The following is a 26,265-nucleotide window of genomic DNA, read 5'->3' as shown; positions in this document are numbered from 1 at the left end:
GCGGGCCCGCACCGAAGTGCGGAGCCCGCCGTGGTTTCGTCAGAACCCGAGAATCAGAAGAGGTTCTCGACGTCCTTGTCGGTCTTCGTGTAACCGTCGGCGATCTCCGGCAGCGCGATGGCGATCTGCGCCAGCAGCTGGGTGAGGTCGTTGAAGCTGTTGTCCCAGTCGGCCTGGGCCTTCATGTAGTTGTCCTTGGCCGCACCGGTCCAGGTGTTCGTGAGCTTGCTCAGGTCTTCCTTGAGCCGGTCGAACGAGGACTTCAGGTCCTTGGTGGTCGAGTTGCAGTCGTCAGCCGCCCGGTGGATCGTGGCCGGGTCAACGAGGATGCGTGCCATGTCGTACTCCTGTCAAAGTCGGGGTGTGGAATGGATCAACTGAACATTGCCGCTCGGGTCAGCCGAGGACGCCGAAGCCCTTGTTGAAGCTGCTCACGATTTCGTTCTGCTCGGCTTCAGTGCGCTGGTACTTGGAGCCGGCTTCCTGCAGCAGGTCCGCAATGCGCTGGAGCGCCTGGTTCAGCTTCTTGCCCGACTCGTCGAAGCGCTGCATGACGTTGTTGAACGCCTGAGCCGCTTCGCCGTCCCAGCCCGCGCGAGTGGCTTCGATCTCGCCCTGCAGCGTGGAGAGCCGCTGGTCCATCGCGACGCGAACGTCGGTGACCTGGTTCTCAGCGTTGGTGAACTCTTCCGGAGTTCCTTCAAAGCCGCCAGCCGCCATGGGAACTACCCCCTTCATCTGATTGTCCGTGCGTACCGGCGTCCTGTTTCCGCCGTACACCCCTACGACGAAGACAGTGCCAGGTTCGGTTCACCCTTGGTGCGAGATTTCCCAAGTAGTTGCTTGCGTGAACGCCACCCGAGGGAACCGGCGCCGCCGAACCGAGCACGACGCCGACGGGAAAGGTCGCAAAACCCTGGCCCTACTGGGCAATTAGCACACGCACAGCCGGAATGAACCACTTTCACGGTTCCCGGCTCATGATTCGCAACTGCGAAAAGTCCTCTTCGTCATCACTCGTTCGTGGGTCCGCCGGTGGAACCTCGGACTCGGACCGGACCAATTCGGCCTCCGTCGGCAGGTGCGGCATCGGCAGTCCGCACGCCGCGCGGAACCGGGCAGCGGCACCGCGCAGCACCCTCGGCGTCGGCTCGACGGCGCCGCCGCCCGCGAGCCGGTGGCGGGCGTAGGCCTTCATCAGTTCCCGGTTGGCCTCGCGGTGGCGCTCGGTGCGGGCGAGCGCGGTGCCGGCGACGCGGCGCGCGTGCGTGACCGCGTCCTGGCCCGCACGGGTGAAAGCCGCCGCGGCGGACTCGGGTTCCGACGGCACGGGTACTCCTTCAGCTGGTGATCTTCAGCGTCCGCACGATCTGCTCGCAGGCCGTGTCGACGCGTTGCCGCAGCGCGGGCGCTTCGTACTGGCAGCCCACGTGCACCCGGATCTTTCCCTGCACCACCACGTACCAGTTCACGGTGAGCCGGTCGCTCTTGCGCTGGTGGTACCCGATCACGGTGCGGCCACCGTACGTCAGGTCGGGGTCGAAGGCGCTGTAGTCCGCGTCTCTCGCCGCCTGCGATCGCAAACTTTCCACGAGCTGCGCGCGGTCGGCGGTCGCGTCGTAGTCCATCACGAATTCCTCTGCGACCACCAGATCGTTGGCCTCGGTCGCATCCTGCGGGTGCAGAATCACCTGCCGTTCGGCGACCTGGTCGGAGGTCTGGACCCAGTCCTGGGGCGCGACGAGACTGAAGTCGTACTGGGCAAAGGTTTTGCCCTGAAGCGTCGCCGCGTTGTCGTCGCCCCGGTTGACCACGTACAGCACCACCCCGGCGACGACCACGACCACAGCCACGAGCGCGACGATCCACCACAGCCGGCGCTTGCTCTTGCCGGTGGGACTGCCCTCAGGCGGCCACGGCCGGCCGGGCGGCCGGACCGGACCACCGGGCCCGCCCGGGCCCGCGAACCCTCGGCTCGGCGTCGGGCGCGCGGCCGGCATCGGACCGGACGGCGGCTGGGACAGTGAAGGCGAGGACATCGAAGGCGGAGACATCTGCTGGGGAACCGGCTGGGGCCTCGGCTGCACCCGCGGCGGGGCGGCGGATCGCCCCACCAGCTCGGTACGGGCGTCCCCGTCGACCGGGCGCGGCACCTCGCCGGGCCGCACGACGTCGGTGCGCTGTTCCACCGGCGCACCGCCATTGCGCGCCGGCGACGCACCGGGCAGCGCGCCCGTGCGGTCGGGGTCCACGAGCACCGCGCGCAGCGCACCGCGCGCCACCACCGTCTCCGGCTGGTCGAGGCTCGTGGGCACCACACCGGTGCGTTCGTGGACCAGGCGCGAGATCATCGGGATCCGGCTCGAGCCGCCAACGAGGAAGATGGCGGTGAGCTGCTTCGGCCGCAGCCCCGCGTCGGCGATCGCCGCGCTGGTCAGCTCGACCGTGCGCCCGAGTGGCGCCGCGATCAGCTTCTCGAGGTCTTCGCGGGTCACGTGCGCGTCGGCGAACGGCGGCGGCATCGGCACGTCGGTGTAGGTGTGGCGCGACAGCGTCTCCTTCGCCCCGCGCACGTCCTGGCGCAGCACGCGCCGGCGCCGCCGGTCGGCGAGCTCGCGGCCCGTGACCAGCTGCTGCCACGCGCCGGGATCGGCGTCGGACACCAGCGAACCGATGTGCTCCAGCAGCGCCTGGTCGATGTCCGCGCCGCCGAAGCTCGGGTCGCCGCGCGTGGCGAGGACCTGGAAGCCGCCGCGCCGAGGCTGGCCGGCGGCGCCACGCCCGGCGTCGGGCAGCCGCTGCACCACGCTCACGTCGACCGTGCCGCCACCGAGGTCGAGCACCGCGAGCGCGTCGCCGGGACGGCCGCTGAACTCCACAGTGCGCCCGTCCGGCGAAGCGACGGGAGCGAAGGTCGCCGCGTGGTACACGGCCGCGGCCACCGGCTCGGGCACCAGCGCGACCTCACGCGCCAGCCGGCCCGCCGCCTGCCGCAGCAGCCGGGTGCGAATGGCGCCCCAGTCGGCGGGGTGGGTGAGCACGAGCAGGTCGACCTCGGCGTCGCCCGCGATGCGGCGGGCCTCGGCCACCGCGCGGCCCAGCACGGCGTGGACGACGTCCGTCACCCGGAGCACGGAGTCGCCGAGCAGCAGCTCACCCTCGTCGATGCGCCGCTTCGGGTTGGGCTCGTAGCGCGACGGGTCGACGGCCGCCTGCCGCTCGGCCTCCTGGCCCACGAACAAGGTGCCGTCGGCGGCCGCGAAAACCGCCGACGACATCAACGGCTGGCCGTCGATCACCACGACCTGCGGCTCGCGGCCGTTGACGGAAGTGACGACACAGGTGCTGGTGGTCCCGAAGTCCACCGCCACCCGCACCGTCACCCGACACCCCTGCCGTCGCCCGCGCGGATCAGTCCGGCTGGATCCACGACACCTGCACGAGCTGCCGGCCGTTCTTGCGGCTGAGCATCACGCCCCGGCCCGGCGGCATCGCGGCGGGCCGGATGTTGCCGATCAGCACACCCTCGTCCTTCGAGCCGTTCATGACCATGCCCGGCGCCGCGATTTCCTTGAGCTTGCCGATGATCGGGTCGTAGGACGCCCTGGAGGCACCACCGGTGCGGCGCACGATGATCAAGTGCAGGCCGACGTCCTTCGCCTGGGCGAGGAAGTCGGACAGCGGCTTGAGCGGGTTGGACGTCTGCGTGGCCACCAGGTCGTAGTCGTCGACCAGGATGAACAGCTCGGGCCCGGTCCACCACGACCGGTTCCGCAGCTGGTCCTGCGTGACGTCCGGTCCCGGCAGGCGCCGGGTCATCGACCCGTGCACGTCCTTGACCATGCTCTCGAGCTGGTTCGCCGACACCGCGTACCCGAGCAGCGAGTCGCCTTCGAGGAAGCCGAGCATCGTGCGCCGGTAGTCGACGAGCAGGATCACACCCTCCTGCGGCGAGTAGCGCTCGGCGATCCCGCGGCCGATCTGGCGCAGCAGGTTCGTCTTGCCCGACTCGCCGTCAGCGAAGGCGAAGAAGTGCGGCTCGGCGTCGAAGTCGAGGTACACCGGTGCGAGGTCGTCCTCGTTGACGCCGAAGGGCACCAGCTTCGTGTTGCGCTTCGAGTCGATCTTCAGGACCTCGTCGTAGGTGATCAGCTCCGGCAGCAGGCGGACCTGCGGTGCCGTGCGGCCGCGCCAGGCGCCACGGATCTTCGCGACGGCGTCGGCCACACCGGCAGCCACCGACTCGGCATCGCTCGACCCGTCGACGCGCGGCAGACCGGTGAGCATGTGCAGCTTGTCGCGGGTCAGGCCGCGCCCGGGCCGCCCCGCCGGCACGTTGACCGCCACGCGGCGGTCGATGTCCGACTCGGTCGGGTCACCGAGGCGCAGCTCGAACCGCGTGCCCAGCATGTCCTTGATCGCCGGGCGCAGGTCGGCCCACCGGTTGGCCGTGATGACCACGTGGATGCCGTACGACAGACCCTGCTGGGCCAGCCGCGTGATCGAAGCTTCGAGCTCGTCGAAGTCGTCGCGGATCGCGCGCCAGTTGTCCACGAGCAGGAACGCGTCGCCGAACGGGTCCTGGTCGGGCGAGATCTCGCCGCGGCGCTTGCGGTTGCGGAACTCGGTCATCGAGTCGATGCCCAGCGCCCCGAACCGGCCTTCGCGCTCGGTCATGAGCGTGGTGAGCTCGGCCACGATCCGGCGGGCCTTGTCGGGCTCGCGCCGGGCCACGGCCACCCCGCCGACGTGCGGCAGGTCGGCCAGACCCGCGAGCGTGCCGCCACCGAGGTCGAGGGCGTAGAACTGCACCTCCTCGGGCGTGTGCGTGAGCGCCATCGACATGATCAGCGTGCGGAGCATCGTCGACTTGCCGGCCTGCGGACCACCGGCGATCACCGCGTGGCCGGCCGCACCGGAGAAGTCGGCCCACAGCAGGTCGCGCCGCTGCTCGAACGGCCGGTCGACGATGCCCAGCGGCACCTGCAGACGGCCGTTGCCGAAGAACCCGACCGGGGACAGGCCGCGGTCGTCGGTGGGGTTGAGGTTCGGCAGCATCGTGTCGAGCGAGTTGGACTCGTCCAACGGCGGCAGCCACACCTCGTGCGCGGGCGGGCCCTGGCCGATGAACCGGTCGACCATCACCTCGAGCTCGCTCGGTTCGGTGGCCTCTTCCGACTCCTTCGGCTTGGCCACCTCCTCTTCCACGGGCTCGGGCTCGGGTTCCGGCTCGGGCGGCAGCTCGACGTAGTCGGGCACGAACATCTGCGGCCGCTTGTCGGCGCGCACGACCGTGGACACCGGGCCGGCGGCCTTGATGCCCGCGGGCCGGTACGGACCCGACACGTACGACGCCTTGAACCGGACCATCGTGGACGTGTCGTACTTGAGGTACCCCGAACCCGGGATCGACGGCAGCTCGAACGCGTCGGGCACACCGATCGCGGCCCGCGACTCCGCCGCGGAGAACGTCTTCAGACCGATCCGGTAGGACAGGTAGGTGTCCAGACCCCGCAGCTTGCCCTCCTCCAGCCGCTGCGACGCGAGCAGCATGTGCATCTGCAGCGACCGGCCGACGCGGCCGATCTGGAGGAAGATGTCGATGAAGTCCGGCTTCGCCGTGAGCATCTCGGAGAACTCGTCGATGCAGATGAACAGCGCGGGCAGCGGGTCGAGGTCGGCGCCGTTCTCACGGGCCTTCTCGTAGTCCCAGACGTTCTTGTAGTTGCCCTTCGCCAGCACTTCCTGGCGCCGCGACACCTCGCCGGCGATGGCGTCCTTCATGCGGTCGACCAGCGTGAGGTCGCCCGCGAGGTTGGTGATCGTGGCGGCGACGTGCGGGGCCTTGTCCAGGCCGAGGAACGTCGCACCACCCTTGAAGTCGACGAGGATCATGTTGAGCGACGTGCTGGAGTGCGTGGCGAGCAGGCCCAGCACCAGCGTGCGCAGGAACTCCGACTTACCGGAACCGGTCGCCCCGATGCACAGGCCGTGGGGGCCCATGCCCTCCATCGCCGCTTCCTTGATGTCCAGCTCGACGGCCTGTCCGTACTCCCCGACACCGAACGGCACGCGGTAGCGGTCGCGCACCGGGCGCGGGCGCCAGGCCCCCTGCACGTCGAAGGTCATCGGGTCGCCCGGGATGCCGAGCAGCTCCAGCAGCGTGGGGTTGGACAGCAACGGCTCGTCGTCGCTGGCCTCGGTGCCGCCACCGCCGCCGACGCGGTACGGCGACAGCAGGCGGGCGAGTGCCTCGACCTCGACCACGGACAGCGTGTCCGGCCGGCCGAACCACTCGACGCCGCCGGCGCTGCGCGCGCCGAGGCGGTCGGGCTCGGCCACGAGCCGCAGACCGCGGCGGGCGGAGAGGTTCCCGAGCGTGTCGGACAGGTCGATCAGCGTGACGCCGACCAGGCCCTCTTCGAGGATGATCTGCTCTTCGCGGGTGACCTCGGCGTCGTCGATCACGATCACGACGTGCGGCTGGTCGGGCGCGGGCGTGGCGTTGCGGGAGAACCGCTGCCGGTCACGCAGCTCCTCGTCGAGCCACTGCTCGATCTGCGCCAGCGAACCGGCCATCATGCGCAGCTGGCCGATGCCGTCGGACATCGTGGGGTGCTGGACGTGCGGGAGCCACTTCGCCCACTCCCACTCCTGCTTCGCCCGGCCCGCGGTGGCGATCGCGATCATCACGTCGTCGGGGCTGTGGAAGGCGACCAGCTGGGCGAGCATCGCGCGGGTGAGGCCGCGCGTGAGCGACCGCTCGCCCTGCACGCTCACCGCGGCGAACCCGCGCAGGGTGATCTGGGTGGGCAGGTCGGGCACGATCGAGTGCGCGCGCACGAACCGGCGCAGCGCGAGGGTGGCGATCGGCTCCAGTTCGTCGACGGGACCGGTCTGCGGCGGCACGAGCCGGGTGGCGAGGCGGTGGGAGCTGCGGCCGACGCGCAGGTGCAGGAAGTCCTGATCGTTCTGGCGGCGCTCCCACATGCGGCGGCTGGCCGCCAGCGACCACAGCGACTGCGGGTCGGGGTGCACCCATTCGAGCGCGGCGCGCTGGTCGACCATCGCCTCGCGGGCGCGGTCGCGCATCTGGCCGAGGTAGCGCAGGTAGTCCTTGCGGTCCTCGTCCATCTCGGCCTTCTTCTGGCCACCGCCCCGGCCGCCACCGCCGGCGAGCATGCCGACGGTGCCCATCAGCATCATGCCGCTCATCATGATTGTGGTCGGGTTCTTCCCACCCGCCGTGAACATGAAGACCATCATCCCGAGCGAGGCGAAGATCATGACGCCCGGAATCGCCTTCGCGACGATGTTGCCCGGGATCGTGCGGGGTACTTCGGGTGGGGGCTCGAGGTGCACCTCGCCGCCCGGCGGGCGCGGCGCCGCCAGCCGTGGCGACTTCTTGAACTGAAGCGTGCTCATCGAAGGACCCCTCTATTCCAACTCGACGATTGCCGGCCGGTTCCCGCACTCGGGCGCGCGTGACAACCTATCGAACGTCGCCGGGGAAATCCGGCCAACGCCCGGAAGTGCATCGAGCCTGCCCCCTCGTCGGCTGTCGCGCGCGGATCACCGCCGGGTCCGGCGCATCGCCCGCGAACCCCGTTTCCTCTGATCCACGAAGTGTACGGCCCACCACCGACAGCGAGGACCCGAATCGGCGGATCCCACCTGGTCGCGCCGCCCGGCCGACGTCCGTGAGGTGTACTTTCGCCAAGGATTTTCGGACAGTCGATGATCCCGGCGCCCGGGTTCGGTATAAGTTCCCCCGGGAGCTGACTCTTCAGAGCGGGGGCATCAAGTGGCAACGGGCACGACGGTATTCAGCAGGGTGACGGTGGTCGCGCCGAACACCCGGATCGACGTCGCGCTACCGGCCGACGTCGCGGTGGCCGACCTGCTGCCGATGCTGCTGGAGATGGCCAAGGAGACCTCACCCGACGGTGGCGCGCGCCACGGCGGCTGGGCACTGGCCAAGCTCGGCGACGCCCCGCTCGACCCGAGCCGCACGCTGGCGTCGCTCGGCGTCGTGGACGGCGAGTTGCTGCAGCTGCGCAAGCGCAACGAGAACCCGCCGCCGCCGCTGTACGACGACGTGGTCGACGCCATCGCGGAGTCCACTCCGGACAGCTTCCGCCCGTGGACCAAGGAAACGGCGCGCCGCTTCGGTCACGTGGCCGGCGGGCTCGCGCTGTTCCTCTCGGCGCTCGCGCTGTTCATGAGCGGCTCGCTCTACGGCGGCAGCGCGCTCGCCGCGGCCATCGCCGGCGGTCTCGGCGCGATCGCCTGCGTGGCGGTCGGCGCCACGCTGGCGAAGGGTTACCAGGCCGAAGCCACCGGCGTGCTGATCGCGGCGGCCGGCGGCCTGCCGCTCGCGTTCGTGAGCGGGTTCTACATCGTGCCGGGCCTTTCGGTGCGCGCGAACCTGCTGCTGGGCGCGGTGCTCGTGCTCATCGTCGCCGCCGTCTGCATCCTCGTGATCGGCGCCGGCATCCGCGTGTTCATCGCCGCGGCCACGGCCGGCGCGTTCGGCGCGATCGCGTTCCTCGTCGCGACGCTCGTGCCCAGCGCGACCACGGCCGGCGTCGGTGCCGGCGCGGTCGCCGTGTCGCTCGCCTGCATCTCCTTCCTGCCGCGCGCCACGATCTGGCTCGCGAAGCTCCCGCTGCCCCACGTGCCCAGCACCGCGGAGGAGCTGAAGGAAGACTCCGGGTTCCCGGATTACGAGGCCATCGAGCAGCGCACCGCCGTGGCCCACGACTACATGACCGGCCTGATGATCGGCTGCGGCGCCACCACGGCCGTCTCCGCCGTGCTCGCCGCGACCGCCCCCGGCTACTTCGGGATCATCCTCGGTGTCGTCGCCACGCTCGTGCTGCTGCTGCGCGCCCGTGCGTACGCCAACGGCGCGCAGGCCATCGCGCTGCTCACCACCGGCATGGTGTCCGCGGCCGGCATCCTCGTCGGCTGGCTCTTCGCCACCACCGCCGAGTTCCGGGTGCTGTACGTGTTCGGCGCGCTGATCGTGGTCGCCGCGGGTGCGCTCGTGGTCGGGGTGATCTTCCCGAACCAGCGCTTCTCACCGCCGCTGCGCCGCACCGTGGAGATCCTCGAGGCGATCTGCATCGCGGTCGTGCTGCCGCTCGCCCTCGGCGTGATGGACCTCTACACGACGCTTCGCCACCTCAACCTCAAGTGAGGCAGCACATGCGCGCACGACGTCCGCTCGTCCGGCGGCTCGGGATCGGCGCCCGCACGGGTGTGGTCCTGCTCGCGGCGGGGCTCGGGGTGCTGTCACCGTTCGCCCTCGTGTCACCCGCGTCGGCGCAGCAGGACACCGGCGCCGCCGCCGGGACGTGGGCCACCCCGCCGCAGGTCAACTTGGGCGCGTTGATCCCCGACGAGCGCAAACCGGACAAGACCTACACGAAGAAGACCCAGTGCGTGCAGCGCAGCCTCGGCGACAACGTCCAGATCAACACGATCCCGTGGGGCCAGAGTTACCTGCAGCTGGACAAGGCGCAGCAGATCGTGCGCGCGGCCAAGGGCAGCGTCGGCGGCGGTATGAAGGTCGCGGTGGTAGACACCGGCGTCACGCCGCACCCGTGGTTCGAGGGCCGGGTCGAAAGCGGCGGTGAGTACGTCGCGACGCCGGATAATGGTCAGGCCGCCGGCCTGCAGGACTGCGATGGTCATGGCACCGAGGTCGCCGGCATCATCGCGGGCAACCCGCAGGACCCGAAGGTCGGGTTCATCGGTGTCGCCCCGGACGCCACGATCGTGTCCTACCGGCAGCTGAGCTCGAACTACGCCGAGGACAAGAACAGCACGGGCGGCGACACCGGGCAGCCCGGTGGCGGGACCGGCACCCCACCCAGCAACCAGAACGGCAGTCAGGACGGCAACCAGCTGCCCGGCAATGGTGGCGGCGGCCAGGTAAGCGGCAGCGGATCCGGTACGAACCCCCAGCAGAACGACCAAGGCGACACCCGGCAGCTGCAGAAGGAAGGCACCGCGGGCACGCTGCAGACGCTGGCGGAGATCATCCGCGGCATCGCGGAACGGCAAGAAGCCAGCGTCATCAACATGTCCGTTGACCACTGCCGCCCAGCCGACGGCACCGGCAGCATCCAGCAGGGCGAGCAGCAGGTGCAAGCCGCGGTGCACTTCGCCGCCGAGCGCAACGTGGTGGTTGTCGCCGCCGCCGGCAACGTCTCGGACGACTGCCCGCAGAACGACCAGGCCGACCCGAACAAGCCGCGCTCGATCGTCACGCCGCCGTGGTTCGCCGACGACGTGCTGTCGGTCGGTGCGATCGACGAAACCGGCGGCGTCGCGTCATTCAGCGTGCACGGGCCGTGGGTCGGCGTCGCCGCGCCGGGCACCGACATCGTGTCGCTCGACCCGGCCGAGGGCTCCACGGGCCTGGCGAACCTGACCATCGAAGGCACGCAGCAGTCACCGATCCAGGGCACGAGCTTCGCGTCGCCGTACGTGGCCGGCGTGGCCGCGCTCGTGCGCCAGATGTACCCGCAGCTCAACGCCCGCCAGGTGATCCAGCGCATCGAGGCGACCGCGCAGCACCCGGCCGCGCCGGGTGGACGCGACGACTTCGTGGGGTACGGCGTGATCGACCCCGTTGCCGCGCTGACCGCGAACCTGCCCAACGACGTCGGCGTGCTCGCGACGCCGAGGCCTGTGGTGCAGCAGGCGAAACTGCCGCCGGCCGACTCGATGAGCTCGACGCCGATGATCGTGGCGCTGGCCGGCACCGGCGGCGGTGTCGTCGCCCTGCTGATCACGCTGTTCGTGATGCACACGATCCGGCGCAACCGGGCAGCCGGCCCGTCGAGCTGAGCACCACCCCGGCGAAGACGTCGAAGGGGCCGTACACCGCGGAAAGCGATGGGCGGCCCCTTCCGGTCATTTCGGAGGTTTCCCGGCCTTCCCGGGCTTCTGGGGGTCCTCACCGATCACCGGTGGCGTGACCGGCTCGGGATCGCCGACGAGCTCGGACGGCTTCGCCGGGGTGCCCTTGCGGGCCTGGCGCGTGCCACCGCCACCCATGCCACCGCCGCCCATCCCCATGCCGCCCATGCCCATCATCGGCATCATCGACATGCCGCCGGACTGGGCCTGGCTAGCCGGCTCGGGCGCCGGGGCGAGGGCTTCCGGCGCGATCGGCGGCACGCCCGCCTGGCCTTGGGCGAGGCGCGGGTCGGCGCCGGATTCCTTGCCGGGGCGGGGATCCTCGGCCGCGGACGCGGTGACGGAGTCGTCGGCCGACGAGGTGGTCGTGCCATCGGTCCCGGGCTGTGCCGTCGAGTGCTCAGCCGTGGCAGCCAACCCGGGTTGGTCCGCGGTCTCGTGCCCGGGGTGCGTCGCCGAGTCCGGTGTGGACGAGTCCGGTGTGGACGCCGAAACCGGACCGCCGTCGTGCAGCCTGAACTGCTCCTGCGGGTAGCGCCGGCGCACCGCGATGCTCTGCTGCTCCCCCGCCGGCGCGCCGACGCCGTTGCACAGCTGCGCGAAGTGCTGGAGCACGTCTTCGGCCGCGTCGTACAACGACTTCACCGACTGCTCGGTCTCCCGCAGCTGCGTGCGCGAGCGGCTGACGCCCCCGACCGGCAGCATCGCCGACTCCGACAGGAGATCGGCCGAGTCCACGAGCACGTCGGTGGCGTCGCCGACGATCTTGCGCAGTGATCCGGCCAGTTCTTCCAGCGCGCCCGCCAGCTCGTCGAGCGCGTCTTCCACGCCTTCGCTCGCGGACCGGATTTCACCCAGGTAGGTGACGAACGCATCGGCGTCCTCACCGGACCACGCGGCGTCGAGGCGGCCCAGTTCGTCGGCCAGGTCGGCGGACACACCGCCCGCCGTCTTCGCCGCGGTGCGAAGGCGTTGCGCCTCCGCGTCCAGCTCGGCCCACTGGCCCACGAGCGGGCGGTAGTACGTCGTCACGGGGTCGGTCACGCCCAGCTCACCCGCGAGCTCGGACACGAACGTCAGGGACGGTTCGGTCACGACAGGCCTCCCGCGCGCTTGATCTGCTCGGCCGCGTCGGCGTCGCGCTGCGTGTGACCCGCGGTGAGCTGATCCAGCGCCGCCGCGGCCGAGCGCAGGGCCGTCGCGCCCGCCTGCAACTGCTGCCGCAGCGCCCCGGACGCCCGCGCGTAGGACTGGTCGAGACCGAGCCGGCCGCCGAGCTCTCCGTACGCCTGGGGCCTGGTCGCTCCCGCCCCGACGCCGGCCGCCGCCGTGTCCAGCTCGCCGGCGGCCAGCGCGACCTTGGCCGCGTAGCCGCCGACGGCTTCCCCGTCGATGTTCAGCGCGTTGTTCCCCGCCGCCACGAGATCCCTCCACTCACCCGACTGTGCTCGAGTGTGAGACGGCCGGGGATCCGCCTCAGTTCCCGGCCGGCTGGCCGGCTTGCTGGCCCGCCTGCTGTCCCGCCTGCTGGGCGGGTGCCTGGAACGAGCCAGCGTTCGGGTCGATCGGCACGGAGTCGAACTGCTTCATCACGTTCTGCGTGTTCAGCGACGACCCCGTGGGCAGCAGGCCGATGATCGACTCCGGTGCCGGCAGCGCGTCGGTCAGGCCGAGTGCGGCCGCCGTCGCCTGGTCCGGCACGCCGTACCGGAGACCGCGGTCGCTGATCAGCTGGATCGAGCCCTTGAAGAACGTCGCGGGCGACTCCGTGGCCGACTGCACCACGGCGCCGAAGCCCGGCGGCATGTAGAACCCGGTGATCGGCAGGCCGTTCGGGCCGGTGTTGCTGATGCTCTGGACCTTGCTCGAACCGTCGGCGTTCGTCGTCTCGGCCGGCAGGCCCTTGCTCACGTACACCGAGGTGTGCGCCTGCTTCTTGTTGAGGTCGAAGGACCAGCCGAGGCACGCCACCGGCGAGCCCTGGGCGGCGTCGAGCACCGTCGGCGTCTGCTCGGGGTAGTTGTCGACCTTCACGAACCCGGGGTCGGTGGACTGCAGCCGCGGGACGTTGTTGATCTTCTCCAGGCCGAGGTTGGTGATCCGGGACCCGCCGCCGTTCTTCGCCGTCCGGACGATGTCGGCGACCGCGGACGACACCTTCTGGATGCCGTTGCGGGTGATCAGCCAGAAGTCCGTCGGAGCCCCGGACGGGCTCGTGGAGAACACGTCGCCGACGGTGAGGCCGTCGAAGTCCTGCTGCGGGGTCTCACCGGCGCCGTCGACGACCGGCGGAACCAGCCGGCCGACGTCGGGGATCGCGTTGAGGAACGCCTGGGAAACCTTGCGCGCCTTGGCCGGCAGCTGCAGCGCCGCCCGCACCGGGTCGTTGTCGCCGAGGTCGACTTCGGCGCGCACGGTGTTCGCGTCGGGCCGCGCCTGCGTGGCCTGGAGGCGGTAGATCAGGTAGGTCCTGCCGTCGTCCGCGCGGCCGAGCAGCGCCTGGGTCTTGTCGAGCTCGGTGCCCACGTTCGCGACGCCACCGACCACGGTGGTGTCGGTGCGGTTCACACTGTCGGGCTGTGGCAGCCGCGGGTCGAGCGCCACCTGGTCGCACACCGCCCAGTTGGGGGAAATGCGCTGGGCGCCATCGGGCAGAAGTTGTGGCCCATCGGGAATGCCGGTCAGCTTCTCCCGCGGAATGTTCTTGAGCTGTTCATCGGAGACCACGGTCGGATTCACGGCCGCGGCCGGCGCGCCATTCGCCGGGGGCTGTCCCGCGCCTTGGGTCGACTGCTGCGACTGCGCGAGCAGGATCAGGCGCGCGGAAGCGAGGTTGAACGTCGGAATCAGTTTCTGCGGATTGCCCGTGACGACGTAAACGGTGCCCGATTGCTCACCGATCACGATGCCACCCGACGCGGGTACCGCCGGAGCCGGGCTGAGCAGGGCGATCAGCACGAAGACCACCGCTCCGAGCACACCGAGGATCACCCCTACGGTGGTCGCCCGCGCGTGCGTGCGCATGGGGTCGTGGAGCATCACCGCGTCGCGGCGGACGAGCGCCGACTGCATCCGGCGCATGACGAACTTGTAGGCCTGAACCTGACTCTTAGTCGTGGGTGTTGATGGCATTCTCGACCTACAGTCCTCCCCGTCGCGGTACGGTTCCGCAGGATAGCCGTACGGGGACCGTCTGGTGTGGGGTTTCTACCAACTCAAGCTAGGGTCGGACACCTCGGGACCGGCTTTCCGGGAACGTAGCACTCACGAGGGGAAGAGAACGCGCGGATGTCCGTCACCACGCCTCCACGTCCGCCAGGGCCCCCCGGGCCACCGCCACCCGGAGGACGTCCTCCGGGCCCGCCGCAGCGGCCGGGCAGAGCAGGCGGACCGGGCGGACCGGGTGGCGTGCCGGGCGGTCCTGGCGGCCCCGGCGGAATCCCGCGCGGCCCCGGTGGCCCCGGTGGGCCCGGTGGACCGGGAGGGCCCGGCGGACCCGGTCCTCGTGGCGGCGGTCCGGGCGGACCCGGTGGGCCGGGCGGACCCGGTGGGCCCGGTGGGCCCGGTGGGCCCGGTGGTCCGGGGGGACCCGGTGGCGGCTCCGGCGGTCCCGGTCCTGAGGGCCCCGGTTCCGGTGGCTCACCCCAGGGCGGCACCTCGACCGCGACCCGCATGGCCCCGCCTTCGCGCCGACGGTCCGGCGGCATCAACCTCGGCCCGCTGCCCGTGGCGAACCTCGTGCTGCTCGAGGTGGGTGTCGCGATCGGACTCGTGCTGCTCGCCATCAACACCGACCAGCTGAAGTACATCGCGATCGGCGTCGCGGCCGTCTTCCTCATCTTCGCGTTCCTGCGCTGGGGCGGGCGCTGGTTCACCCAGTGGCTCGGCCTCACCCTGCGCTACCGCTTCCGCTCGCACGACCGCGTCGCGACCCCGCCGCCGCCCAGCAGCCTCGAAGAGCTGGCCGCGGAGAACACCACGGTGACGGGTCCGGACGACGCGCGCGTGAACCTGCTGCGCCTGGCCGTGCCGGACCTCGTGGTGGCGCACGGTGTCGACCACGAGCGCCAGCAGGTCGGCCTCGCCTGGAACGACGGCACGTGGACGGCGGTGCTCCTCGTGGAGCCGACGCCCGCGCTGATCACCCAGGCCGGTGGCGCACCGAGCCTGCCGCTGTCGGCGCTCGCGCCGTGCCTCGAAGACCGCGGTGTGGTGCTCGACTCCATCCAGATGATCTGGCACAGCTACCCCGGTTCCGCGGCCCTGCCGTCGGATTCGCCGGCACTGAGCTCCTACCTGGAGGTGCTCGGTCCGCTGCCCGCGGCCGCCCGGCGCACCACGTGGATCGCGATCCGCCTCGACCCGCGCCGCTGCCCGGAAGCGATCCGCGAACGCGGGGGCGGAGTCGTCGGCGCCCACCGCGCGCTGATCGGCGCGCTGTCGCGCGTGCGCAACGCGCTGGAGTCCCAGGGCGTGCCGACGCGGCCGCTCGACCCGGACGAGCTGCTGCGCGCCAGCATCTCCGCCGCCGAGCTCACCGCCGTGGCGGGTTCGTCGGCGAAGGTCACGCTGCAGGAGAGCTGGTCGGGCGTCACGGCGGCCGGCATCGGGCACTCCAGCTACGCCATCACGAGCTGGCCCAAGGGCAAGATCAGCGGCAGCCTCGACGCGCTCACGAGCGTGCGCGCGCTGTCGGCCACGGTCGCCATGTCGATCTCCCCCGCCGCGGACGAGGGCCGCATCGGGCTGCGGGGCGTGGTGCGCGTGAGCGCCCGCAACCCGCGTGAGCTCGAAGCGGCCGACCAGCGGCTGAAGTCCATTTCGGAGCGGCTCGACGTCGACCTGACGCCGTTGCGGGGCCTGCAGATCTCCGCGTTCGCCGCCACCCTGCCGATCGGAGGTACGGCGTGAGCACGCGCCTGCGCGACGCCGGGCAGAACCCCGGCGTCGCCCCGGAGTTCACCGTCGACCCGGCGATGCTCGACGCGATCAGCCCCTCGGGCGACCGCGGTGGCATCGTCCTCGGTTCGGGCCTGAAGGGCGAACCGCTCACGATCTCCGCGCTGCGCTCGGCGCCCACCCGCATCGTGCTCGTCGGCGGGCTGTACCTCGCCCGGCAGGTGGCGCTGCGCGCGATGGCGGTGGGTGCCTGGGTGGTCGTGGCCACCGGGCGGCCCGCGGCCTGGCAGGTGCTGTCCCAGGCCGCCGGGAACCGTGACGGACGGCCGTCGCCGCTGGTGCAGATCCGGCGCCTGTCGCCGGTCGAGCTGCCGCGGCCGTCGGAAGACGCCCCGCTGCTCGTGGTCACCGACGGCGGCCCGACGCCGCAGGACCTCTTCCCGCCGCGTTCGCCCTGGCAGACGACGGTGTACGTGCTGCCCTACCTGCACCCGCAGGCCGGCGCGACGGCCAACGCCGCGGATCTCGTGCTGATGCAGCGCCTGCCCGCCGGCCAGGCCGAGCTGGCGGCCCGCATCTGGCGCCTGCCGCCGCAGATGATGCGCCAGCTCACCACGCTCAAGGACGACCAGGTCGTGGCGCTGGGCCGCAACCTGTGGCGGCCGCTGCGCCTGGTGACGACGCAGAAGGAACAGCAGCTGCTCGGCCCCGTCCGCCGGGGTGACTGAGCGGTTTCGCTTGTGCCGAAGGCCTCCTCGACGCGTTCGAGGAGGCCTTCAGTCCATTCAGGACACCGTGGTCAGGGCCGGATCAGCAGCTCGGCGACGGCCTCCGGGTCCTCCCGCATCGCGTTGTGCGCGGGCGGGAGGTCGTGCACGCGCCAGCCCGGATCCGCTTGCAGCCGGGCGTGAAGTCCGGCGAACGGGGTGCGCTCCGCCCAGCCGGAGCAGTAGACGACTCACGCCGCGGCACCCATCGACGACGCCCGTGAGCCGGATCCTCTGCACGAGCGAGGCCAGCGGGTGGGGACGGCGGCGGGGATCACCGCCGTGCGGGGCGCGACACGGCGGCTCGACGGCGAAGCCCGTGCCCGTCGCACCGGTCACGAAGGACTGCCGGTACTCCTCGGTGGTCAGCGACCAGCACGACTCGCCGTCGCACGGCGCGTAGGCGTCGAGGTGGACCATCCGGGAGACCCGGCCGCCCGCGCGGTCGGCCGCGGCGGAGATCACCATTCCGCCGTAGCTGTGGCCGGCCAGCGTCGCGTCGGTGATCCGAGCGCGCTCCAGGACGCGAACGACGTCGTCGGCGTGGGGACATGCGGATCGTGTTCCTCCCCGCATCCTTGGCTTCGCACATCCCGGACCGGCCCGCGGTGTTCCTGGCCACCGGCCTCGCGCGCGAGGTCCTGCTCGCCCTCACCGGGCCGCCCGATCACCACCGCGCGGGCGTGGCCCGCACTCGCCTCCTGCGGGTTCTCGTCGACGAGCTCAGGGAGGTCCAGGAGCAACCGCTGCACCTGCCGGAGCCGCGCGACGACCGTTTGCGGGCCCTCGCGCGAATCCTGGCCGAGAACCCGGGCGACAACACCTCGATGGCCGCGCTCGGGAAGACCTCGGCGCCGGCTGATGCGCGGCGAGCTCGGCATGACCTTCCACCAGTGGCGCACGCAGCTGCGCATCCACCACGCTCTCGTGCTGCTCGCCGACGGCCACGACGTCAGACGAACCGCGCACGCCTGCGGGTGGGCCAACCCGAGTGGCTTCATCGCGGCGTTCACGAACGTCATGGGCAGCAGCCCGGGCCGCTATCAAGGCGGCCGCTGACGCCGCGCTACGGCCGCCGGAACAGCAGGTGCGCGTCGAGGAAGCCGCGTTCGGAGCGCGGGTCGTGCACGAGGCGGGCGACCGGTTCCAGTCCCGCCTCGCTGAGCAGCTGAGCGAACTGGTCCACCGGCCAGCTGTACGCGGGCGTGACCCGGTGGTCGAACCGAACCGGGGCAGGACCCTCGGTGGCGAAGAAAGAGACCAGAGAGAGGCCGCCAGGGGCCAGTACGCGCGTGAGCTCGGCGACCAGCGCGGGCACTTCCGACGGCGGGGTGTGGATGAGCGAGAAGTGAGCCATGACGCCGCCGAGGACGCCGTCTTCGATCGGCAGGGCTTCGGTGCGCGCCACGTCGAAACGCTGAGCAGGAAACGTCTTGCGGGCGTACTCGATCATGGCGGGCGAAAGGTCGAGCCCGAAGGCGTCGAGTCCTTGTGCGGCAAGGAAAGCCGTGATGTACCCGGGGCCGCAGCCGACGTCGGCGGTGCGCAGGTTCCCGGTTCCCCGCACCAGCTCGGCGAAGGCGGTCGCCATGGTGCGGGTGAACAGCGGTTCCGTGAGCAGCGGGTCGGCGAAGCGCGAGGTGTACAGGTCGACGACCCCGTCGTAGGCCGCCCTGGTCTCCTCCTGGTGCTCTGTCACGGGGACAGAAGCTACAGGTCCTCCGCCGAGCGGACGTTGCGCGTCTGCTCCGCCCGCGCGGCGAGTTCCGCGTCGGGCGGGTAGTCCACGGCGGTCAGCGTGAGGCCGTGGGCCGGGGCCACCGCGCTGTCACGCGCGCCGCTGGCGAGGACCTCCGCGGGCCACGACCGGGGGCGTCGGCCGTCGCCCACCATCAGGAGCACGCCGACGAGGCTGCGGACCATCGAGTGGCAGAAGGCGTCGGCCGAGACGCGAACTTCCAGCAGGTGCTCGTCGAGCCGCGTCCAGACCAGCTGTTGCAGCTCGCGGATCGTGGTGCCGCCCTCGCGCTGCTTGCAGTACGCGGCGAAGTCCTGCAGCCCCAGCAACGCCTCGGCGGCCTCGTTCATCGCGTCGACCGACAGTGGCCGGCCCCAGGCCAGGGTGTCGTTGCGGCGCAGCGGATCGACACCCCAGGGCGCGTCGGAGACCCGGTAGCGGTAGTGGCGGCGGATCGCGGAGAAGCGGGCGTCGAACCCCTCCGGGGCCACGCTGGCGCGCAGCACGCGCACGTCGGCGGGCATCAGCTTGTTCCAGCGGCCCGTCATGCGCGTGAGGTCCGGAATGCCTGACGCGTCAACCGGAACGCGGCCGGGAGCGCCGGGTTCGAGCGGCACGACGTCGACGTGCACGACCTGACCGGTCGCGTGCACCCCGGCGTCGGTGCGGCCCGCGACGACCACCGACTTGGGCACCGCGGCCCCCGGCGGCTGGCGCTGCAGGGCCGCTTCCAGCTCGGCCTGCACCGTGCGCCGGCCGGGCTGGCGCGCCCAGCCCGAGAAGTCCGTGCCGTCGTAGGAAACGTCCAAGCGCAGACGAACGAGCCCGCCCTCCCCGAGGGGAGTGGCGGGCTCGTCCGGTGTCGACTGTGCCGTCAGGACTCAGTCCTTCTTGGCGTCCGCGTCGTCGGCGGCGGCCTCGTCCGAGTCGGACGCGGCGGCCTCCGTGGCGGTCTCTTCAGTGGCGGCCTCGGTGGTCTCCTCGGCCGGAGCCTCGGCGACGGCTTCCTCCGACGTGGTCTCCTCGACCACGGCGGTCTCAGCCGGCTTCTCGTCCTTCGCGAACTTCGTCTTGCGAGCCCGCTCGGCTTCCGACGTCACGGTCTTCTCCGCGACCAGTTCGATGACGGCCATGGCGGCGTTGTCGCCCTTGCGCGGCATCGTCTTGGTGATGCGGGTGTAACCGCCGGCGCGCTCCGCGAAGTGCGGACCGATCTCGGCGAACAGCTTGTGCAGCACGTCCTTGTCGCGCACGACCTTCTGCACCTGACGGCGGTTGTGCAGGTCGCCCCGCTTCGCCTTGGTGATCAGCTTCTCGGCCAGCGGGCGCACCCGGCGGGCCTTCGCCTCGGTCGTCGTGATCTTGCCGTGCTCGAACAGCTGGCTGGCCAGGTTGGCCAGGATCAGGCGCTCGTGCGCAGACGACCCGCCGAGACGGGCGCCCTTCGTGGGGGTGGGCATCGATTCTCCTAGTTCAGCTGCACAGCTCCAGGCCTACGCGGCCTTACAGCTGTTCCGTCTCTGCGTAGTCCTGGCCATCGTCGTGGCCGTCGTCCGAAATCCCGCCGCCGATGCCGGCGACGCTTCCCGACCAGCCCTCACCGTCGTAGCTGGACGCGGCCGCGGTCGGGTCGAACCCGGGCGGGCTGTCCTTGAGGGCCAGGCCGAGACCGACCAGCTTCAGCTTGACCTCGTCGATCGACTTCGCACCGAAGTTGCGGATGTCGAGCAGGTCCGCCTCGCTGCGCGAGACGAGCTCGCCCACCGTGTGGATGCCTTCGCGCTTGAGGCAGTTGTACGACCGGACGGTGAGGTCCAGGTCCTCGATCGGCATCGCGTAGGCGGCGATGGTGTCCGCCTCCTGCGGCGACGGGCCGATCTCGATGCCCTCGGCGTCGACGTTCAGCTCGCGCGCGAGACCGAACAGCTCCACCAGCGTCTTGCCCGCCGACGCGACCGCGTCCCGCGGCGTGATCGACGGCTTGGTCTCGACGTCCAGGATCAGCTTGTCGAAGTCGGTGCGCTGCTCGACACGGGTGGCCTCGACCTTGTACGTCACCTTCAGCACCGGCGAGTAGATCGAGTCGACCGGGATCCGGCCGATCTCGGCGCCGGCCTGCTTGTTCTGCAGAGCCGGGACGTAACCGCGGCCACGCTCGACGACGAGCTCGATCTCGAGCTTGCCCTTGCCGTTCAGCGCCGCGATGTGGAGGTCCGGGTTGTGCACGGTGACGCCGGCCGGAGGCACGATGTCGGCAGCCGTGACCTCACCGGGGCCCTGCTTGCGCAGGTACATGGTGACCGGCTCGTCCTCTTCCGAGGAGACCACGAGCTCCTTGAGGTTCAGGATGATGTCGGTGACGTCTTCCTTCACCCCGGGAACGGTGGTGAATTCGTGCAGCACGCCGTCGATGCGGATGCTCGTCACGGCCGCGCCCGGAATGGACGACAGCAGCGTGCGCCGCAGCGAGTTGCCGAGCGTGTAGCCGAAGCCGGGCTCCAGCGGTTCGATGGTGAACCGGGAGCGGGTCTCGTTGACCGTCTCTTCGCCGAGAGCCGGCCGCTGGGAAATCAGCATTCTTCCTAATTCCTTTCCAGACGACGCCCGCCATATGACGTCGAAGGGATGGCGCGGCGGCGGCGCACTCGGGGCGCCGCCGCCCTGTCCGACCGGGGCCGGACTACTTCGAGTAGAGCTCGACGATCAGCTGTTCCTGAACCGGAACGTCGATCTGCGCACGCTCCGGCAGCTGGTGGACCAGCACGCGGAGGTTGGACGGGACGACCTGCAGCCACGCCGGGATGGGGCGCTCGCCGAAGGACTCCTTCGCCACCACGAAGGGCAGCATCGAGAACGACTTCGGCCGCACGTCGATGATGTCCCACTTGGAGACCTGGAACGACGGGACGTTGACCTTGACTCCGTTGACCAGGAAGTGGCCGTGGCTCACCAGCTGGCGCGCCTGGCGGCGCGTGCGGGCGATGCCGGCGCGGTAGATCACGTTGTCGAGCCGGGACTCCAGGATCTGGAGCAGGTTCTCACCGGTCTTGCCCGGACGCCGCACGGCTTCCTTGTAGTACCGGACGAACTGGCGCTCGAGAACGCCGTAGGTGTAGCGAGCCTTCTGCTTCTCCTGCGACTGCAGGAGGTACTCGGACTCCTTGATGCGCCCGCGGCCGTGCTGGCCCGGCGGGTAGGGGCGACGCTCGAAAGCCTGGTCGCCGCCGATGAGGTCAACCTTGAGGCGACGCGAAATACGCGTCGCGGGGCCGGTGTAACGAGCCATTTCTTCTTACTCCTCCCCGTTCCTCAGACCCGGCGCCGCTTGGGCGGGCGGCAGCCGTTGTGAGGCTGCGGGGTCACGTCCTGGATGGTGCCGACCTCGAGACCGGCGGCCTGCAGCGAGCGGATCGCCGTCTCGCGGCCCGAACCCGGGCCCTTCACGAAGACGTCGACCTTCTTCATGCCGTGCTCGGCGGCCTTGCGGGCGGCGTTCTCGGCGGCCATCTGCGCGGCGAACGGGGTGGACTTGCGCGAGCCCTTGAAGCCCACGTGACCACTCGACGCCCACGCGATCACAGCACCCGTGGGGTCCGTGATCGAGACGATGGTGTTGTTGAAGGTGCTCTTGATGTGCGCGTGACCGTGCGCAACGTTCTTCTTTTCCTTGCGGCGGACCTTCTTGGCCCCAGCCGCAGTACGAGACTTCGGTGGCATGTTCTGAGGGTTCTCCTGTTAGCGCGCGTTCTGAAGGTGTTCGGCAGCCGCTTCCTGCTGACCGCGCCGGATGATCGACCCGGCATCGGTGTACAGGTTCCGCAGCGCCATCGGGCGGGCGTAGAGCGCCTTGGGCGAGACACAAGCCGCACCGCGGCGGTTCCCGCCGCCCATCTGCACGACCTTCTTGCCCTTGAGGCTCACTTCTTGCCAGCCTTCTTCTTGCCGGCGACCGTCTTCTTCGGACCCTTGCGGGTGCGGGCGTTGGTCTTGGTCCGCTGACCGCGGACGGGCAGACCACGACGCCAGCGCAGGCCCTGGTAGGTGCCGATCTCGATCTTGCGACGGATGTCGGCGTTCACCTCGCGACGCAGGTCACCCTCGACCTTGAAGTTCTCGTCGATGTAGTCACGAAGCTTGATGAGGTCCTCATCGCTGAGGTCCTTCACGCGGGTGTCCGCGTTGAGCTCGGCAGCAGCGATCATCTGCTTCGAGCGGGTACGGCCGATGCCGTAGATGTAGGTCAGCGCGATCTCCAACCGCTTTTCGCGGGGGAGGTCTACGCCAGCGAGTCGTGCCATGGGCGCTGTAGCTCCTTCTTCGATTTCGTCTTCAGGTCTGCTCCCCGTCCGGTTCCGGAACCGACTCGCCTGTCGTGCCCGCGGCTTGCGCTGCGGGTGTCCCGGCCCCGGCCTGAAGTCCGGGGGTGTACCGGACCGCTCACGCGGCCCGGCAGGTGCGGGGAGGGTGTGTAGCCGTCAATCCGCTCTGCTGGAGTGCGGTGCTCAGCCCTGACGCTGCTTGTGACGCAGGTTCTCGCAGATCACCATGATCCGGCCGTGACGGCGGATCACCTTGCACTTGTCGCAGATCTTCTTGACGCTCGGCTGGACCTTCACGTCTGTCGACTCTCCTGCTTCTTCTCAGCTCTTCGTGATCACTTGTAGCGGTAGACGATGCGACCACGAGACAAGTCGTAGGGCGAGAGCTCCACGACGACCCGGTCCTCGGGCAGGATGCGGATGTAGTGCTGCCGCATCTTGCCGCTGATGTGGGCAAGAACTTTGTGGCCGTTCTCCAACTCGACGCGGAACATCGCGTTGGGGAGCGGCTCGACCACGCGGCCTTCGACCTCGATGGCCCCGTCTTTCTTAGCCATGTCCTCCGCAATCCCTGAATGCACGCTTGATGCACACAGCGTGATCCGTAATGAGCTCGAGTCCTTGCTTACTGGGGTGCTGCTCCGGCACACTCCACCCCGACTCCGGTGTTCGCGAGAGTTCACGAGCGCGCTGGAACCGGCGCGATGAGTACGCCGACTTGACAGTGTACGCAACTCGTGTCGCGACCCCCAAACGGGGGGTAACTGTGCTACAAGCCGGCGACCGGGCGCCAGGGGTCCAGTATGCCTGAAACCGAGCCGACCTGCGAGAATCGCCTGGTCAGGTGAACTTTTGTGGGGCGGTCAGTCCTGCTCGGGCGCCGTGAGCACCCAGGGACCGTCTTCCGTGATGGCCACGGTGTGCTCCCAGTGCGATGCGCGCGAGCCGTCGGCCGTGACCACGGTCCAGCCGTCTTCCAGCTCCACCGTCTCGCCGCCGCCACCGGTCAGCATGGGCTCGATCGCGAGCGCCATGCCGACCTTGAGCCGCGGGCCCTTGCCGGGCTTGCCGACGTTCGGCAGGAAGGGGTCCATGTGCATCTGGCGGCCGATGCCGTGGCCGCCGTACTCGAGGATCATCCCGTACTCGACGCCGTTGTCGCGGCCCGCCTTCTCGGCCGCGGTCTGCACCGCGAACGAGATGTCGGTGAGCCGCCCACCCGCGTGCACCGCCTCGATGCCGGCCCACATGGCCTTCTCCGTGGCGGCGGACAGCGCGAGGTCCTTCTCGCTCACGGTGCCGATGGCGAGCGTGACGGCGGAGTCGCCGTGCCAGCCGTCGAGGATGGCGCCGCAGTCGACCGAGATCAGGTCACCGTCGGCCAGCACCTGCCGGCTCGACGGGATCCCGTGCACGATCTGCTCGTTGACCGACGCGCAGATCGACGCCGGGAAGCCGTGGTAGCCCTTGAAGGACGGCACAGCCCCGGCATCGCGAATCGTCTGCTCGGCCAGCTCGTCGAGCTCGGCGGTGCTGACCCCGGCCTGCGCGCGCTCCCGCACGGCGGCCAGGGTCCTCGCGACGACCAGCCCGGCCGCCCGCATCGCCTGCAGTTCGCCCGGCGTCTTGACCTCGATCATGCGCCCACGGCGGAGCACTTGCAGAACACGCAACCCTCCGAGATTCACGTGCGGTCGCGCAGCGCTTCCAGCACGCGGTCCGAGATCTCCTGCACGTCGCCGACACCGTCGACCGCGACCAGGATCTCACCGTAGTACTCGAGCAGCGGAGCCGTCTCGGACCAGTAGATCTGCTGACGGCGGCGGATGACCTCTTCGGTGTCGTCGGCGCGGCCGCGGGCCATCAGCCGGGACACGACCACGTCCTCCGGCACCTGCAGCTGAATGACGGCCTCGAGGGCGCAGTCGGCTTCCTTCAGCATCTCGCCGAGGACCTCGGCCTGCTTCGTGTTGCGGGGGAAACCGTCGAGCAGGAAGCCGGCCTTCGCGTCGGGCTCGGCAAGCCGCTCGCGCACCATCTCGTTGGTCACCGAGTCGGGGACGAGCTCACCCGAGTCGAGGTAGCGCTTGGCCTCCTGGCCGAGCGGCGTCTCCTGACCGACGTGGGCGCGGAACAGGTCACCGGTCGAGATGTGCGGAACCCGCAACTGCTCGGACAGGGCGACTGCCTGCGTGCCTTTGCCCGCACCTGGCGGGCCGACGAGAACCAACCGCGTCACTTCAAGAACCCTTCGTAGTTGCGCTGCATCAGCTGGCTTTCGATCTGCTTCACGGTGTCGAGGCCGACACCCACCATGATCAGCACAGCCGTGCCACCGAACGGGAAGTTCTGGTTGTTCCCGCTACCGGTGAGGGACAGGAAGAAGTTCGGGAGGATCGCGATGATGCCCAGGTACAGCGAGCCCGGCAGCGTGATGCGGCCGAGGACGTAGCTCAGGTATTCGGCGGTGGGGCGGCCCGGGCGGATACCCGGGATGAAGCCACCGAACTTCTTCATCTCGTCCGCACGCTCGTCGACGTTGAACGTGATCGTGATGTAGAAGTACGTGAAGAAGATGATCAACGCGAAGTACAGCAGGATGTGCACCCAGCTGCTCTGGTTGACCAGGTAGTTCTGGATGAAGGCCTGCCAGCCGGAGTTGCTGTTCGGGTCGCCGATGAGCTGGCTGAGCAGCTGCGGCAGGTACAGCAGCGACGACGCGAAGATGACCGGGATGACACCGGCCTGGTTGACCTTGATCGGCAGGTACGTGGACGTGCCGCCGTACATCCGGCGCCCGATCATGCGCTTGGCGTACTGCACCGGGATCCGGCGCTGGCCCTGCTCCACGAAGATGACGCTCGCGATGATCACCAAGCCGAACACGCAGATCATGACCAGGGCGACCGCGCCGCCGTTGCTCATGATGTTGGCGCCCTCGGTGGGGATGCGGGCCGCGATGTTCAGGAAGATCAGGACGGACATGCCGTTGCCGACGCCGCGCTCGGTGATGAGCTCGCCCAGCCACATCATCACGGCCGTGCCGGCAGTCATCGTGCAGACGATCAGGGCCAGCGAGTAGACGCTGTTGTCCGGGATGATCTGCTGCTGGCAGCCCTGGAACAGGGTGCCGCGGTCGGCCAGCGCCACGACGCCGGTGGCCTGCAGGATCGCCAGGGCGATCGTGAGGTACCGGGTGTACTGCGTGAGCTTGTTCTGGCCGGCCTGGCCTTCCTTCTTCAGCTCCTCGAACCGCGGGATCACCACGGTGAGCAGCTGGATGATGATGCTGGCCGTGATGTACGGCATGATGCCGGTCGAGAACAGCGACAGCTGGAGCAGCGCACCACCGCTGAACAGGTTCAGCAGCTGGTAGACGCCCTGCTGGTCGGCCTGAGAGCTACAGGCCTGCACTGCGGAGAACGAGATCCCCGGGGCCGGGATGGCGGCACCGATCCGGTAGACCGCGACGATGGCTAGCGTGAACAGGATCTTCTTGCGTAGATCCGGCGTCGCGAGAGCCGAGCGGAAGGCGCTGAGCACGCGGGGGACCTCCTCGGCGTCGTCGGCTGTCCTACCGACGATCGGCTTGGCCGGCACGAGTCCGGCG

28 protein-coding genes are annotated in these 26,265 nt (G+C 70.1%); 5 read left to right on the top strand and 23 right to left on the bottom strand.

Annotated features, from left to right (window positions below):
• Positions 1-53: 53 nt before the first annotated feature.
• The 5 genes from ACWEOE_RS38110 to eccCa form a co-directional block, all read right to left on the bottom strand.
• A complete protein-coding gene (locus ACWEOE_RS38110) occupies positions 54-338 on the bottom strand; it encodes a WXG100 family type VII secretion target (protein ID WP_452018005.1) in 285 nt (94 codons plus the stop codon).
• A 58-nt stretch (positions 339-396) separates the two neighbouring features.
• Positions 397-720: a WXG100 family type VII secretion target gene (locus ACWEOE_RS38105; RefSeq protein ID WP_364045254.1), complete on the bottom strand. Its 324-nt coding sequence runs from the start codon at positions 718-720 to the stop codon at positions 397-399.
• A 244-nt stretch (positions 721-964) separates the two neighbouring features.
• Positions 965-1,330: a hypothetical protein gene (locus ACWEOE_RS38100; protein WP_452018003.1), complete on the bottom strand. Its 366-nt coding sequence runs from the start codon at positions 1,328-1,330 to the stop codon at positions 965-967.
• Positions 1,331-1,340: 10 nt separating this feature from the next.
• Positions 1,341-3,383, bottom strand: coding sequence for a type VII secretion-associated protein (locus tag ACWEOE_RS38095; protein ID WP_452018001.1), 2,043 nt, complete (start codon positions 3,381-3,383; stop codon positions 1,341-1,343).
• Between the two features lie 28 nt (positions 3,384-3,411).
• A complete protein-coding gene (gene eccCa, locus ACWEOE_RS38090) occupies positions 3,412-7,425 on the bottom strand; it encodes a type VII secretion protein EccCa (protein ID WP_452017999.1) in 4,014 nt (1,337 codons plus the stop codon).
• Between the two features lie 409 nt (positions 7,426-7,834).
• Between eccCa and eccD the strand changes: the two genes are divergently transcribed.
• Both eccD and ACWEOE_RS38080 read left to right on the top strand, forming a co-directional pair.
• Entirely contained in the window at positions 7,835-9,202 is a 1,368-nt protein-coding gene (gene eccD / locus ACWEOE_RS38085; RefSeq protein WP_452017998.1) for a type VII secretion integral membrane protein EccD, read from the top strand.
• An 8-nt stretch (positions 9,203-9,210) separates the two neighbouring features.
• Positions 9,211-10,860 carry a S8 family serine peptidase gene (locus ACWEOE_RS38080; protein ID WP_452017996.1) on the top strand — a complete coding sequence of 550 codons (1,650 nt, stop codon included), beginning with the start codon at positions 9,211-9,213 and terminating at the stop codon, positions 10,858-10,860.
• 66 nt (positions 10,861-10,926) lie between these two features.
• On the opposite strand, the gene ACWEOE_RS38075 is transcribed toward ACWEOE_RS38080, so the two are convergent.
• The 3 genes from ACWEOE_RS38075 to eccB are packed head-to-tail and all read right to left on the bottom strand — an operon-like array spanning position 10,927 to position 14,004.
• The gene (locus ACWEOE_RS38075; protein ID WP_452017994.1) at positions 10,927-12,027 is read right to left on the bottom strand and encodes a WXG100 family type VII secretion target; all 1,101 of its coding nucleotides are present in this window, start codon (positions 12,025-12,027) and stop codon (positions 10,927-10,929) included.
• A complete protein-coding gene (locus tag ACWEOE_RS38070) occupies positions 12,024-12,353 on the bottom strand; it encodes a hypothetical protein (protein ID WP_452017992.1) in 330 nt (109 codons plus the stop codon). Before ACWEOE_RS38070 ends, ACWEOE_RS38075 begins: the two co-directional genes overlap by 4 nt.
• A gap of 55 nt (positions 12,354-12,408) precedes the next feature.
• On the bottom strand, positions 12,409-14,004 hold the full coding sequence (gene eccB, locus ACWEOE_RS38065; protein ID WP_452018029.1) for a type VII secretion protein EccB: 1,596 nt from the start codon (positions 14,002-14,004) through the stop codon (positions 12,409-12,411).
• 600 nt (positions 14,005-14,604) lie between these two features.
• Here eccB and eccE point away from each other — a divergent pair.
• Entirely contained in the window at positions 14,605-15,843 is a 1,239-nt protein-coding gene (gene eccE / locus ACWEOE_RS38060; RefSeq protein ID WP_452017990.1) for a type VII secretion protein EccE, read from the top strand.
• The gene (locus tag ACWEOE_RS38055; protein WP_326568117.1) at positions 15,840-16,559 is read left to right on the top strand and encodes a hypothetical protein; all 720 of its coding nucleotides are present in this window, start codon (positions 15,840-15,842) and stop codon (positions 16,557-16,559) included. The genes eccE and ACWEOE_RS38055 overlap by 4 nt, the downstream gene beginning before the upstream one ends.
• A gap of 57 nt (positions 16,560-16,616) precedes the next feature.
• On the opposite strand, the gene ACWEOE_RS38050 is transcribed toward ACWEOE_RS38055, so the two are convergent.
• A complete protein-coding gene (locus ACWEOE_RS38050; protein ID WP_452017988.1) occupies positions 16,617-17,174 on the bottom strand; it encodes an alpha/beta hydrolase in 558 nt (185 codons plus the stop codon).
• Entirely contained in the window at positions 17,060-17,341 is a 282-nt protein-coding gene (locus ACWEOE_RS38045) for a hypothetical protein (RefSeq protein ID WP_452018031.1), read from the bottom strand. The genes ACWEOE_RS38050 and ACWEOE_RS38045 overlap by 115 nt, the downstream gene beginning before the upstream one ends.
• Positions 17,342-17,477: 136 nt before the next feature.
• Between ACWEOE_RS38045 and ACWEOE_RS38040 the strand changes: the two genes are divergently transcribed.
• A complete protein-coding gene (locus ACWEOE_RS38040) occupies positions 17,478-17,657 on the top strand; it encodes a helix-turn-helix domain-containing protein (protein WP_452017986.1) in 180 nt (59 codons plus the stop codon).
• Positions 17,658-17,664: 7 nt separating this feature from the next.
• Here the strand turns inward: ACWEOE_RS38040 and ACWEOE_RS38035 are convergent, their stop codons facing one another.
• The 13 genes from ACWEOE_RS38035 to secY form a co-directional block, all read right to left on the bottom strand.
• The gene (locus tag ACWEOE_RS38035; RefSeq protein WP_452017984.1) at positions 17,665-18,297 is read right to left on the bottom strand and encodes a class I SAM-dependent methyltransferase; all 633 of its coding nucleotides are present in this window, start codon (positions 18,295-18,297) and stop codon (positions 17,665-17,667) included.
• An 11-nt stretch (positions 18,298-18,308) separates the two neighbouring features.
• Positions 18,309-19,145 carry a tRNA pseudouridine(38-40) synthase TruA gene (truA, locus tag ACWEOE_RS38030; RefSeq protein WP_452017982.1) on the bottom strand — a complete coding sequence of 279 codons (837 nt, stop codon included), beginning with the start codon at positions 19,143-19,145 and terminating at the stop codon, positions 18,309-18,311.
• 72 nt (positions 19,146-19,217) lie between these two features.
• Positions 19,218-19,796 carry a 50S ribosomal protein L17 gene (gene rplQ / locus ACWEOE_RS38025; RefSeq protein WP_452017980.1) on the bottom strand — a complete coding sequence of 193 codons (579 nt, stop codon included), beginning with the start codon at positions 19,794-19,796 and terminating at the stop codon, positions 19,218-19,220.
• Between the two features lie 43 nt (positions 19,797-19,839).
• Positions 19,840-20,913, bottom strand: coding sequence for a DNA-directed RNA polymerase subunit alpha (locus ACWEOE_RS38020; RefSeq protein ID WP_452017978.1), 1,074 nt, complete (start codon positions 20,911-20,913; stop codon positions 19,840-19,842).
• 103 nt (positions 20,914-21,016) lie between these two features.
• Entirely contained in the window at positions 21,017-21,622 is a 606-nt protein-coding gene (gene rpsD, locus ACWEOE_RS38015) for a 30S ribosomal protein S4 (RefSeq protein WP_452017976.1), read from the bottom strand.
• Between the two features lie 23 nt (positions 21,623-21,645).
• On the bottom strand, positions 21,646-22,053 hold the full coding sequence (rpsK, locus tag ACWEOE_RS38010; protein WP_004558885.1) for a 30S ribosomal protein S11: 408 nt from the start codon (positions 22,051-22,053) through the stop codon (positions 21,646-21,648).
• Between the two features lie 18 nt (positions 22,054-22,071).
• Complete coding sequence (locus ACWEOE_RS38005; RefSeq protein WP_452017974.1) at positions 22,072-22,257, bottom strand: hypothetical protein; 186 nt, start codon at positions 22,255-22,257, stop codon at positions 22,072-22,074.
• Positions 22,254-22,634 (bottom strand): 30S ribosomal protein S13, encoded by a 381-nt coding sequence (gene rpsM, locus ACWEOE_RS38000; protein ID WP_204091690.1) that lies wholly within the window; start codon positions 22,632-22,634, stop codon positions 22,254-22,256. Before rpsM ends, ACWEOE_RS38005 begins: the two co-directional genes overlap by 4 nt.
• Positions 22,635-22,838: 204 nt before the next feature.
• A complete protein-coding gene (rpmJ, locus tag ACWEOE_RS37995; RefSeq protein WP_004558882.1) occupies positions 22,839-22,952 on the bottom strand; it encodes a 50S ribosomal protein L36 in 114 nt (37 codons plus the stop codon).
• A 38-nt stretch (positions 22,953-22,990) separates the two neighbouring features.
• Entirely contained in the window at positions 22,991-23,212 is a 222-nt protein-coding gene (gene infA / locus ACWEOE_RS37990; protein ID WP_004558881.1) for a translation initiation factor IF-1, read from the bottom strand.
• A gap of 306 nt (positions 23,213-23,518) precedes the next feature.
• The gene (gene map, locus ACWEOE_RS37985) at positions 23,519-24,295 is read right to left on the bottom strand and encodes a type I methionyl aminopeptidase (RefSeq protein WP_452017972.1); all 777 of its coding nucleotides are present in this window, start codon (positions 24,293-24,295) and stop codon (positions 23,519-23,521) included.
• A gap of 44 nt (positions 24,296-24,339) precedes the next feature.
• On the bottom strand, positions 24,340-24,894 hold the full coding sequence (locus ACWEOE_RS37980; RefSeq protein ID WP_452017970.1) for an adenylate kinase: 555 nt from the start codon (positions 24,892-24,894) through the stop codon (positions 24,340-24,342).
• Positions 24,891-26,198: a preprotein translocase subunit SecY gene (gene secY, locus ACWEOE_RS37975; protein WP_360597836.1), complete on the bottom strand. Its 1,308-nt coding sequence runs from the start codon at positions 26,196-26,198 to the stop codon at positions 24,891-24,893. Before secY ends, ACWEOE_RS37980 begins: the two co-directional genes overlap by 4 nt.
• Between the last annotated feature and the right edge of the window lie 67 nt (positions 26,199-26,265).

The organism is Amycolatopsis sp. NPDC004368 (genome assembly GCF_053602515.1).
The sequence above is the reverse complement of the archived record's forward strand: the minus strand, read 5'-3'. Positions and strand labels throughout refer to the sequence as shown.